General features: G+C 72.7%; 8 protein-coding genes. 5 read left to right on the forward strand and 3 right to left on the reverse strand.

Annotated features, from left to right (window positions below; translation table 11 throughout):
- The first annotated feature begins 258 nt into the window (after positions 1–258).
- Together DEH69_RS16380 and rfbB are read left to right on the forward strand one after the other, a co-directional pair.
- Positions 259–1,326 carry a glucose-1-phosphate thymidylyltransferase gene (locus tag DEH69_RS16380; protein WP_113687729.1) on the forward strand — a complete coding sequence of 356 codons (1,068 nt, stop codon included), beginning with the start codon at positions 259–261 and terminating at the stop codon, positions 1,324–1,326.
- On the forward strand, positions 1,323–2,312 hold the full coding sequence (rfbB, locus tag DEH69_RS16385) for a dTDP-glucose 4,6-dehydratase (RefSeq protein WP_113687730.1): 990 nt from the start codon (positions 1,323–1,325) through the stop codon (positions 2,310–2,312). The genes DEH69_RS16380 and rfbB overlap by 4 nt, the downstream gene beginning before the upstream one ends.
- A gap of 68 nt (positions 2,313–2,380) precedes the next feature.
- Here rfbB and DEH69_RS16390 read toward each other — a convergent pair whose 3' ends face one another.
- Positions 2,381–3,796, reverse strand: coding sequence for an NDP-hexose 2,3-dehydratase family protein (locus DEH69_RS16390; RefSeq protein ID WP_113687731.1), 1,416 nt, complete (start codon positions 3,794–3,796; stop codon positions 2,381–2,383).
- A gap of 811 nt (positions 3,797–4,607) precedes the next feature.
- On the opposite strand from DEH69_RS16390, the gene DEH69_RS16395 reads away from it, so the two are divergent.
- Positions 4,608–7,442, forward strand: coding sequence for a LuxR family transcriptional regulator (locus DEH69_RS16395; RefSeq protein WP_181727459.1), 2,835 nt, complete (start codon positions 4,608–4,610; stop codon positions 7,440–7,442).
- A 112-nt stretch (positions 7,443–7,554) separates the two neighbouring features.
- On the forward strand, positions 7,555–7,806 hold the full coding sequence (locus DEH69_RS16400) for a putative glycolipid-binding domain-containing protein (protein WP_113687733.1): 252 nt from the start codon (positions 7,555–7,557) through the stop codon (positions 7,804–7,806).
- Between the two features lie 22 nt (positions 7,807–7,828).
- Here DEH69_RS16400 and DEH69_RS16405 read toward each other — a convergent pair whose 3' ends face one another.
- Both DEH69_RS16405 and DEH69_RS16410 read right to left on the reverse strand, forming a co-directional pair.
- Positions 7,829–8,050 (reverse strand): hypothetical protein, encoded by a 222-nt coding sequence (locus DEH69_RS16405; protein ID WP_113687734.1) that lies wholly within the window; start codon positions 8,048–8,050, stop codon positions 7,829–7,831.
- A 14-nt stretch (positions 8,051–8,064) separates the two neighbouring features.
- Positions 8,065–10,200 (reverse strand): glycogen debranching N-terminal domain-containing protein, encoded by a 2,136-nt coding sequence (locus DEH69_RS16410; protein WP_113687735.1) that lies wholly within the window; start codon positions 10,198–10,200, stop codon positions 8,065–8,067.
- Positions 10,201–10,376: 176 nt separating this feature from the next.
- Between DEH69_RS16410 and DEH69_RS16415 the strand changes: the two genes are divergently transcribed.
- Positions 10,377–11,459: a LacI family DNA-binding transcriptional regulator gene (locus DEH69_RS16415; RefSeq protein ID WP_309302824.1), complete on the forward strand. Its 1,083-nt coding sequence runs from the start codon at positions 10,377–10,379 to the stop codon at positions 11,457–11,459.
- Positions 11,460–11,470 lie beyond the last annotated feature (11 nt).

Below are 11,470 nucleotides of genomic sequence, written 5' to 3' on the forward strand. Positions count from 1 at the left end.
CAGGGCGGCGGGGAGAGTAGCCGACCTCCTTCGCCGGTGGAACCCCTACGACCCACTGTCCTTGTGGCCGGCGGTGCGGGGGGAGCCCTGGCGCGGGCATTAGGGGCTTTCGCCCGGCGCGGGCGCCCACGTAGCTTCGCGTATGGCTCAGCGTTCCACGCGGCACGGCGCAGGCCGTGTCCCTCCCCCGTCACGGCGAAGGCGCGTACGCCCCGTTCGCTTCCACGGGGGTCGAGGCAGGGCAAGGGCAGAACCAGTATGAAGGCACTCGTACTCGCAGGCGGTACCGGCAGCAGGCTGCGGCCGATCACGCACACCGCCGCCAAGCAACTCGTCCCGGTGGCCAACAAGCCGGTGCTGTTCTACGGCATCGAGTCGCTGGTCGACGCGGGCATCACGGACATCGGCATCATCGTCGGGGACACCGCCGCCGAGATCCGCGCGGCCGTCGGCGACGGCGGCGACTTCGGCGCCAAGGTCACCTACATCCCGCAGGACCGCCCGCTCGGCCTCGCGCACGCGGTGCTCGTGGCGCGCGAGTACCTGGCCGACGACGACTTCGTGATGTACCTGGGGGACAACTTCATCGTCGGCGGCATCAACGACCTGGTGCGCAAGTTCCACGAGCGCCGCCCCGACGCCGACATCCTGCTCACCCACGTCGACGACCCGCGGGTCTTCGGGGTGGCGGAGCTGGACGACGGCGGCCGCGTTAAGCGCCTCGAGGAGAAGCCGGAGAAGCCCGCGAGCGACCTGGCGCTCGTCGGGGTCTATCTGTTCACCCCGGCCGTGCACGACGCGGTCAGGGCCATCTCCCCCTCGGCGCGCGGGGAGCTGGAGATCGTGGACGCGATCCAGTGGCTCATCGACCAGGGCCTCACGGTGCGTTCGACCACGATCACCGGCTACTGGAAGGACACGGGCAACGTCACCGACATGCTCGAGGTCAACCGCTCGGTCCTCGAGACGGTGGAGCCGTGCATGCGGGGCACCGTGGACGCCGAGACGGAGATCATCGGGCGGGTGCGCATCGAGCCGGGCGCCGTGGTCTCCCAGTCGCGGATCGTGGGCCCCGCGGTGATCGGCGCGGGCACCACGGTGACCGGCTCCTACATCGGCCCCTCCACGTCGGTCGCCGACAACTGCGTGATCGACGGCAGCGAGATCGAGTTCTCCATCGTGCTTGAGGGCGCGTCGATCGAGGGGGTGGGGCGCATCGAGGCGTCGCTGATCGGCAGGATGGTGCAGCTCACGCGCGCGGGCCGCACGCCGAGGGCGCACCGCTTCATCCTCGGAGACCACAGTAAGGTGCAGATCACCCCATGAGAGTCCTCGTCACCGGCGGCGCCGGCTTCATCGGGTCGTGCTTCGTGCGCATGGCCCTGGGGGCGGACGACCCCCTGTCGGCCACCGCCGTCACCGTGCTCGACTCGCTCACCTACGCGGGGAACCGGGAGAATCTGGCGCCCGTCGAGGGCGAGGGGCGCCTGACGTTCGTGCACGGCGACATACGCGACGCGGCCCTCGTCGACGCGCTGACGCCCGGGCACGACGCGGTGGTGCACTTCGCGGCCGAGTCGCACGTGGACCGTTCCATCGCGGGGGCGGCGGCGTTCGTCAGCACCAACGTGGGCGGCACGCAGACGCTGCTCGACGCCGCGCTCAGACACGGCACGGGGACGTTTCTGCACGTCTCGACGGACGAGGTATACGGGTCGCTCGCCGAGGGGTCGTGGACCGAGGACCACCCCCTGCTGCCCAACTCCCCCTATTCCGCGTCCAAGGCGTCGTCCGACCTGATCGCGCTCGCCTACCACCGCACCCACGGACTTGATGTGCGGGTCACCCGCTGCTCGAATAACTACGGCCCCTACCAGTTCCCCGAGAAGGTCATCCCGCTGTTCACCACCAGGCTGCTGACCGGCGGCGACGTGCCGCTGTACGGCGACGGGCGGAACGTCCGGGACTGGCTGCACGTGGAGGACCACTGCCGGGCGCTGTTCGCGGTGCTGCGCGACGGGCGTCCCGGGGAGGTCTACAACGTCGGCGGCGGCACCGAGCTGACCAACAGGCAGCTCACCGAGCGCCTGCTCGAGGCGTGCGGCGCGCGGTGGGACCGGGTGCGCTTCGTCGCCGACCGCAAGGGCCACGACCTGCGGTACTCGGTGGACTCGGCCAAGGTGCGCGGCGAGCTGGGGTGGCGGCCCCTGCACACCTTCGAGACGGGTCTCGCGCACACCGTCGCCTGGTACCGGGAGAACCGGTCGTGGTGGGAGCCGCTGCGCGAACGGGCCGCGGCCGTGGCGCACTGAGCCCGGCCCGGGCGACCGGGTGGGCCGTCATCGCCTGGCGATGACGGCCCACCCGTGTGTTCAGGGGTTCAGGGGGCGTCCTTGCCGAGGGCGAGCGCGGCGTTGAGGCACGCGAGCAACGTCCTGGCCTCGACGTTGACATAGTGCCCGTACTGGACGAGCGAGGTGAGCTGGGCCGGGGTCACCCAGCGGTACTCGGAGTCGGGCGGCGGGTCGCCGCCCTCGTCGGCGTGGACGAGGAGGTAGCGGCTCTCGGCGTTGAGGAAGCGGCCGCCCTCCTCCGAGTGGACGGCCTCGTACCAGACGCGGTCAGGGCCTGCGGCCAGCACCTCGTCGAGGAAGGGCGGCCGGTCCTTCGGCGGGTGGTGGGCGTGGTTGGACGGCGTCGACTGGACGGTGGGACTGAACTCGGCGGGGCTCTGGAGGCCCGCCTCCGCCCTGGCGTGGGTGAGGACGTGCAGCACGCCGTCGACGCGCCGGGTCAGGAACGCCGTGATGCCCAGGCCGTGCGGCTCGAGCAGCGGCTGGGACCAGCCGGTCACCTCGCGGTTGCCCGCCTCGACGGACACGCCCACGACGCTGAAGTAGCGGCCCTCGTCGTGGTCGATCGAGCGCTCACCGCGCTTCCAGCCGTCGACGTGGTCGAGCGGCAGCAGCTCGGAGCGCACCTCACGGCGGCTGCGGGCCTCGGTGATCCACGACCGCAGCTCCGCGTCCGCGTGCAGCGCGGCGCCGTCGGCGTCCGGCAGCGGCGCGCAGGCGAGCACGGTGCGGGAGTCCATGTTGATGACGTTGTCCCGGTGCAGCAGCTGGGCTATCTGGCCGAGCGTCAGCCAGCGGTAGTCGTCGTCGGCGGGGACGTCGCCGATCGCCTCGACGATGATGTTGCGGTTGCTCTTGCGGTAGAACCACGAGCCGTGCTCGGACTGCATCGAGTCCACCAGGACGCGGGCGCGCCCCGGATCGGTGAAGAAGTCGAGATACTTCACGCTCGCGCCCTTGTGGACCCGCCGGTAGTTGCTCCTGGTGGCCTGCACGGTCGGGGAGAGCTGGAGGAGATTGACGTTCCCCGGCTCCATCTTGGCCTGCATCAGGCAGTGCAGGACGCCGTCGAACTCCTTGACCAGGATGCCAAGGATCCCCACCTCGGGCTGGCAGATGATGGGCTGCTGCCACTCCCGGTACAGCCCGGTGTCCTTGCTGACGCGGACGCCCTCCACGGAGAAGAAGCCGCCGCTGCGGTGCCTGAGGTTGCCCGTGCCCGCCTCAAAGGACCAGCCGTCGAGCTCGGCGAACGGGACGCGGTCGACGCGGAAACGGTGGGCGCGCGCCCGTTCGGCCAGCCAGCCCGCGACGTCATCGGTGCGCAGGTCCGCGCCCTCGGCGGCGGCGGCCGACGCGGCGAAGCGCGCGGCGATGGCGGGGTCCAGGCGCGGCCTGAGGGCGGATCCGCCGGCTCGGGCCGTGGCCAGTGGAGGGGACATGTCACAGCTTCCTGTCGGCGTGCGGGCGGGCCCTGCTCTTGGCGGGTGCAATGCCGGTCGGCGGTGAATTCGGCGCGGTTTCTTTCCGTGGCCCACCGCATTCGAGGCGCTTCATGCATGGCGGAGATGAATGGCTTTCCCTGCGCATTCGGCCCCCGAATGACCCGGGAATACAGGCATGGAATGCCAGCCAGCTTAGCGAGCGCGGCGGCCGCCACGGCACCCCCTAGTACCCCCTAGTGGGGCCTGCATACAGGGGGCGGAACCCATGCTCCAGCGCCAGGCGGCGGCAGCGCGCGAGTGGCCGTCACCGTTATTCGTCCAACCACTGGCGGTCATTGTCGGAGGTTGGGCCTCCGCATCGGGTCGAGGGCGGGGGCAACGAGGGCTGCCGTGCGGTGGCGGGCCGTTCCTCGCACACCGGACATTCGCCCAGATACCAAGCATCCGCAGCTCAGGGGTTCGCCCCGTTCGATCGACCCACCCCCGGAATGTCGGTTTCGCCATGCCGAATTCGCCGTGCGGCGAATTGGTTCAGACCCATGGGGCGCGGCGCCGCCATTAGCACGGCGGACACCCCTAGACAACCCAGTAGGGGTGCCCGCGCAGCGCGAGTAAGGGTTTACAGGGGGATCGGGCGCGGCTAGTGTGACAATTAAGCGCGGCCAAGGGAAATCCCGTCCGATCAATCACATGAACGTGACCATCATGTGATCAGGACGTCGGCCGGCCATCGTACGGCGCAATGCGGAATATCATCCTTCGGCGCTGTTCATGGTGGGATGCTGAAAAACGGGGAAAGGCGTCGTCGGTGGCGTTGGTAGAACGTGACTATGAGTTGAAACTGCTGAACGAACTGTTCACGGAGACCCATCGGGGACACGGCAGGATCGCCCTCATCAGCGGGGCGGTGGCAAGCGGGAAGACGGAGCTGCTGCACGCGTTCTCGGACGCGTGCGGCGACGGCGGGGGCCGCGTGCTGCGCGCCACCGCGACCAGCGCCGACACGGGAGTTCCGTTCGGCGTGCTGAGGCAGCTGGTCGAGCCGCTCGACCTGCCGGCCGACCTCGTCGATGGCCTCGCGGCCCCGCCGGTCGGCCCGAAGGCGCTCCAGGCGCTCACCGCGCGCGTGCTCGAACTGTCCGAGCGCGAGCCCCTGTTGCTGTGCGTCGACGACGTCCACCACGCCGACGAGTCCTCGATGGATTCCCTGCTGCGCCTGGTGAAGCGCATGCGGTCGGCCCGCGTGATGCTGGTCCTCACCGAGGCCGCGTGCGCGTGGTCCGTGCACCCGGCGTTCCGGATCGAGCTGGTGCGGCAGACGCAGTTCCGGCGATTCCGGCTGACGCCGCTGAGCGTCGACGGCGTGGCCGAGATGCTGGCCCAGCACCTGGGCCAGCCCGCCGCCTGGACCCTGGCGAGGGAGACGCACCTCGCGACCGGCGGCAACCAACTGCTGGTCAGGGCGCTCATCGAGGACTACACCGACTCCGTGGGGCTGCCGGGCCAGGTCGACGGCTACGCCATGGGCGAGAGCTTCGGCCAGGCCGTCCTCACGTGTCTGCACCGCAGCTCCCCCGAGACGCTCGACGTGGCCAGGGCGATGGCGGTGCTCGACACCACCGGGTCGGCCGACCGGGTCGCCGAGCTGCTCGACCGCGAGCCCAAGTCGGTGGCCCGCGCGCTCCAGGCGCTGCGCTCGGTGGGCCTGGTGGAGGGCGGGCGCTTCCGGCACCCGCAGATCCGCTCCGCCATCTACGACGCCCTCGACCAGCACCAGCTGACGCGCCTGCACACGCGCGCGGCCCGGCTGCTGCACGACGGCGCGGGCAGCGTCACCGACGTCGCCGACCACCTCGTGGCCGCGCGGCAGGTGGAGGCCGACTGGGCGATCACCGAGCTCCAGCGGGCGGCCGAGAGGGCGCTCGCCGATGACGACGAGCAAGCGGCGCTGCGCTACGCCGAGTTCGCGCTGTCGATGTGCGCGGTCGCCAGGCAGCGGGCCGCGCTGCGGATGCTGCTCACCCGCATCGAGTGGCGCAGCAACCCCGAGGCGGCGGCGCGGCACCTGCCGCCGCTGTTCGAGGCGCAGCGCGAGGGCCACCTCGACACGGTGCAGACCGCGGCGCTGCTGCGCTCGGTGATGTGGCACGGCCGCACACAGGACGCCACCGAGCTGATCGAGCGGCTGCCGCACCTGAGGGCGGGTGAGACGGGGCAGCCCAGCGAGCCGCTCGCCTCCACCCGGCACTGGCTCAGGCACGACTGCCCCCAGCTGCTGCCGCCCGAGACCGAGACCGCCGCGCAGCCCGCGACGGGCGGGGCCGCGGCTCATGGCCGGGCCGCCGCGTCGCCTCCCGGGCAGCAGGCGCAGGCCGCGGCCGTGCTGCGCGCGGTCCTCGGCCAGGGCAGGGACGAGGACGGCCGGCTGACCAGGGTCGCCGAGCAGATCCTCCAGACCACGGCGCTCTCGGACCACACGCTCGAGGCGGTCTGTTCGGCGCTCCAGACGCTGATCTACACCGAGCAGCTGCCGATGGCGGCGCGCTGGTGCGACTCCCTGCTCGACGAGGCCGACGCCCGCAAGGTGACCTGGTGGCAGGCGATCCTGTCGTGCTGCCGCGCCGAGATATCGGTGCGCCACGGCGAGCTGGCCGAGGCCGAGCGGCAGGCGCTGCGGGCGCTGCGGCTGATCGGCGTCCGGGGCTGGGGCGTGGCCGTCGGGGCGCCGGTCGGCATCCTGCTCGAAGTGGCCACGTCCATGGGCGACTTCGACAGCGCCCGCAAGTACCTCAGGGAGCCGGTGCCCGAGGTGATGTTCCAGACGCGCTACGGGCTCTCGTATCTGCGGGCCAGGGGCCGCTACTACCTGGCGACCGACCAGTTGCAGGCGGCGCTCGCCAACTTCCGCTACTGCGGCGACCTGATGACCGCGTGGGGCATCGACGCGCCCGCGTTCGTGCCGTGGCGCAGCGACCTGGCCGAGGCGTATCTGCGGCTCGGGGAGCAGGAGCGGGCCCAGCAGCTCGCCAAGGACCAGATCGCCAGGTCTGGCTCGCGCACGTCGCGCACCTACGGGTACTCGCTGCGCGTGCTCGCGGCCACGGCCAACCACTTGGCGCGGCTGCGGATGCTGAAGGAGTCCGTCGAGGTCCTTCAGGCGCGCGGCGACCGGATGACGCTGGCGCAGGCACTCGCCGACCTCAGCCGGGTGCACCACTCGCTCGGGGACTTCGGCAAGGCGCGGATGATCTCGCGGCGGGCCAGGCGGCTGACGAAGGAGTGCCAGGCGCAGCCTGCGAGGGCCGACGAGGCGGCGGCGCGGCCCGAGAAGCCGCTGGTCGTGGTCGCTGACGACGCCGAGGCGTGGACGCCCCCTGCCGAGCCTGGACCGCAGACGCGGCCGCCCGCGCGGCCCGAGCCCGCCACGGGTGGGGGCGGCGGCGAGGTGCTGACCCTGTCCGAGCGCAGGGTGGCGGCGCTGGCGTCGTTGGGCTACACCAATCGCGAGATCTCGGGGAAGCTGCACATCACGGTGAGCACCGTGGAGCAGCATCTGACCAAGGTCTTCAGGAAGTTGCGGGTGAAGCGGCGCACTGACCTCCCCGTCGACCTGGAGCTGCGCGCGGAACGCTCGGCCTGCTGAGCGCCGCCGCGGCGCGATCACCGGGCGGGGAGTGGTCGGTTCCACGGGTGGTGTCGGTGCCGGGGGTCAGAACGTCCTGGCACGCGGTACCGGCCCGCCCCGAGGAGAGACCATGAGCTTCGCCCCGCCCCTCGGCGTGGCGACCGGGGCCCCCGCCGCCCATGTCCGCGCGCGCGACCTCTCCGTCGAGCGCCTTGAGCAGACCTATGTCCGCGCCGCCGACGAGGGCGACACGAGCGACGGGGGCGACGACACGACGCGGTACGACTACCACGCCCCGGCGTTCGACTTCGCCTGCCGCCTGGTCTACGCCTCCTCGGGCCTGGTCCTCTCCTACCCCGGCATCGCCACGCGCGCCGCGTGAACTCCCGCCGCCCGCACGGGCGTCAGGGGGTGAGCGCGCGGCGGTGGGCGGCGACCCAGGCGTGCGCCTCGCGAATCCTGGCGGTCACGCCCCTGAACCTGGGCGCGCCGGGCCAGCGGTGCCGCTCGAAGAGGCCAAGCGGCCCCCGCACGAACGCCGCCCGCTCAGGGGCCGGGCGGCGCACCGTCGCGCCGACCCCGACCACCTCGTTGACGAACCCCCCGGGCAGTGCCGTCCCGTCCATGCCGCGAGGCTACGTCAGCCCGCTCGGCTCCCGCGCACGGCGTCCGCCCGCGAACGGTGCACGGCGATCCCGGCCGGGGCCTCGATGTCGACCGTGCCGTCGGCCCTGACGGCGAGCGACAGCGGGGCGCCCCCCACCGCGAGGCCGGTCAGGCGCAGGGGCGCCAGGTCGTGGCCGATACGGGCGGCGACGGTCAGGGTGCCGCCGGGGGCGTCGGCCTCAAGGCCGAGCAGCGACCGCAGCACGTGCACGGACGACGCGGCGGCCCACGCCTGGGGGTGGCACGAGGCGGGGTAGGGCGCGGGGTGGCGGCTCTCGTCGGCGCCATAGCCCGCGAACAGCTCGGGCAGCCGGGCGCCGAAGGAGTCGGAGGCGCGGATCAGCCCGGCGGCAAGCGACGCCGCGGCGTCGGGGAAGCCCGCCCTGGCCAGGCCGTGCACCGCGATGGCCGTGTCGTGCGGCCAGATCGAACCGGTGTGGTAGCCGAGGGGGTTGAAGCCGCCGGACGTGGCGCTCAGGGTGCGAAGGCCGAAACCCGCGTCCAGGTCGGGGCCCGCGAGGCGGCGGGCCAGCAGGGCGCTCTCCTCCGGGTCGAGCAGCCCGGTGCCGAGCAGGTGCCCGAAGCCCGAGGTGACCGAGTCGACCGGCCGCTTCTCGGCATCCAGCGCGACCGCGGGATAGGGGCCGTGCGTGTCCTGGACCCAGAAGCGTTCCCTGAAGCGGGACTTGAGGCGTTGGGCCCACTCCTCCCAGCGGTCGGCGCCGGGTCTGTCGAACGCCCGCAGCAGCGCGGCCGCGCCCTGGGCCGCCTCGTAGGCGTATGCCTGCACCTCGCACAGGGCGATCGGCGCCTCGGCCTGGCGGCCGTCGCGGAAGCGGATGCTGTCGCCCGAGTCCTTCCAGCCCTGGTTCGCCAGGCCGCGGCCCGTCGTGTCGATGTACTCGATGAAGCCGTCGCCGTCCGCGTCGGCGTGGTCCCGCATCCAGCCGAGGGCAGCCTCGGCGTGCGGCAGCAGCGCCTCGACCTCGTCGGCGGGAAGGCCCCAGCGCCAGGCGTCGTGCAGCAGGCACACCCACAGCGGGGTGGCGTCGACCGTGCCGAAGTACCGCGGCGGGAGCGAGAGTCCCGGGCCCCGCCGGTCGCCCTGGGCGTGGCGCACCTCGTGCAGGATCTTGCCAGGCTGCTCCTGCGTCTCGGCTTCGTGGCTCGTGCCCTGGCGGCGGGCGAGGGTGCGCAGGGTGCCCGCCGCGAGCGACGTGCCGAGCGGCAGCAGCATGCGGGCGGCCCACAGCGCGTCGCGGCCGAAGAGCGTGGCGAACCAGGGGGCCCCCGCGGCCACGAAGAGGTCGGCCGGGCGCTCGGGGTCGGCCAGCAGGAGCCGTTCGATGTCGTCGTGGGACTGGTCCACCCAGCGGTCGAAACGGCGGTCGGCGCTCACCAGCCGGGGGCGTCGCCATGGGGTGCTGCCAGGGGCGGCGGGCGGGAACAGCGGGGGCGTGGACTCCTCGGCCGCGCACAGGAGTTCGGCGCTCCAGCGCTCGCCCGGCGCGAGCGCGATCCGCCAGCGCAGCGGGGCGGCCGGGGTGGGCGCGTCGGGCGCGGGCGTCGCGGTCAGCCGCACGGCGAGGTCGGGGCCTGACCAGGCGAGGGCGCCGAGCGCGACCTCCCCGAGCACGGGGCGCAAGACCGCGCCGGACTTGACGCGCTCCATGGGCGCCAAGTCGGTCTCGGCCGCGACGATCAGCGTGACCTCGGCGGGCAGCGCCCCCGAGTTGACCACGTCGAGGCGCTCGGTCAGGCGCCCGGGGGCGATGGCGCGGGCCCGTATCAGGGTGACGGCCGGGTCGGGCGTGGCCTCGGCGACCCCGCGCAGCACCGATCGGAAGACGGCGCGGTCGGCGCCCTGGACCCCGCCGCCCACCGACGCCAACGCGACGCCCTCGACGGCCACTTCGAGCCGCGACAGGGCGCGCCGGTCGCCGTGGTAGAAGCCGTCGGCGCCCCCGCTCAGCTGCCCGTCAGGGCGGGAGACGGCGAAGCTCGGCGCGTACAGCGTGACGCAGGCGTCGTGCAGAAACGGCTGGAGGCCCGCGGTGGGCTCCGCGCCGCTCTCCACCGGTCGACTTCCGTCCGGGGACTTGACACTCATGAGCGGGGACACCAATCTTCTGAGCCATTGGAGCGTTCCAAAGAATGTAGATGCACTTCAGCCTGCTGGCAACGCCATTTGAACGCTCCAATCAGCAAGCGAAAGTTCGGCATCTCGACACCTGGAGAGACCCCATGGGCACAGCGCAAGGGCGCCCGCAGGAGAGGGGGAGCGGTGTGACGCTCGCCATGGTCGCGCGCCGGGCGGGCGTCTCCCCGCAGACGGTGTCCAACGCGATCAACGCGCCCGAGCTGCTGCGCCCCGAGACCCTGGCGCGGGTGCGCCAGGCCATCGACACCATGGGGTACCGGCCACACCGGGCCGCCCAGACGCTGCGCACCAAGTCGAGCCGCCTGATCGGCTATGGCATCCAGCCGGTCGATGTGGACCGTTCGACGCCGGTCATGGACCGCTTCCTGCACGCGCTGTCCCAGACCGCCCAGGAGGCGGGGCACCGCATCCTGCTGTTCGCGTCTCCCCCGCCGAACGCCCCCGAGCCGATGGACGCCTATCGCGAGCTGCTCGACACCTACAGCGTCGACGGCTTCGTTCTCAGCGACACCCACAGGGGCGACCCCCGTCAGGCGTGGCTGGAAAAGCATGGTGTGCCCTTTGCGGCGTTCGGCCGGCCGTGGTCAGGGCGTCAGATAGGGGACTGGGTCGACGTCGACGGCGCGCGGGGCACGGCCGCCGCGGTGGACCACCTCGTCGAACTCGGCCACGACCGCATCGGGTTCCTCGGCTGGCCGCGCGGCTCGGGCGCGGGCGACGACCGGGCGGGCGGCTGGCGTGACGCCATGCGTCGGCACGGGCTGACCGTGCGCGGGCGGCGGGCCGAGAGCGAGGACGAGGTGACCCCGGCGGCGGCCGCCGTGGGCCCGTTGCTCGACTCGGGCGTGACCGCCGTGGTGGCCGCGAGCGACACCCTGGCCATGGGCTGCTATCGCGCGCTGCGCGAGCGCGGCCAGAGTCCTGGCGAGGACGTGTCGGTCGTCGGGTTCGACGACTCCCCCGCCGCGGCCCTGGTCTCCCCCAGCCTCACCAGCGTCGACCAGCCGATGGCGGCCGTCGGGCGCGAGTGCGTCCGGCTGCTGCTCGCCCGCATCGCCGATCCCTCACGAGCCGCCGAGAACCTGCTGCTCGCCCCCTCGCTCGTCCCCCGCGACAGCACGGCGCCCCCACGCGCCACAGCCCCACGGACCGCGGCCCCCCGCGGTCCCGACAGCCGGGCAACCGATGAGTCGCACAGCCCGCGTTGACACGCCTTCCT

The organism is Streptomyces sp. PT12, from assembly GCF_003311645.1.
Lineage (GTDB): Bacteria > Actinomycetota > Actinomycetes > Streptomycetales > Streptomycetaceae > Streptomyces.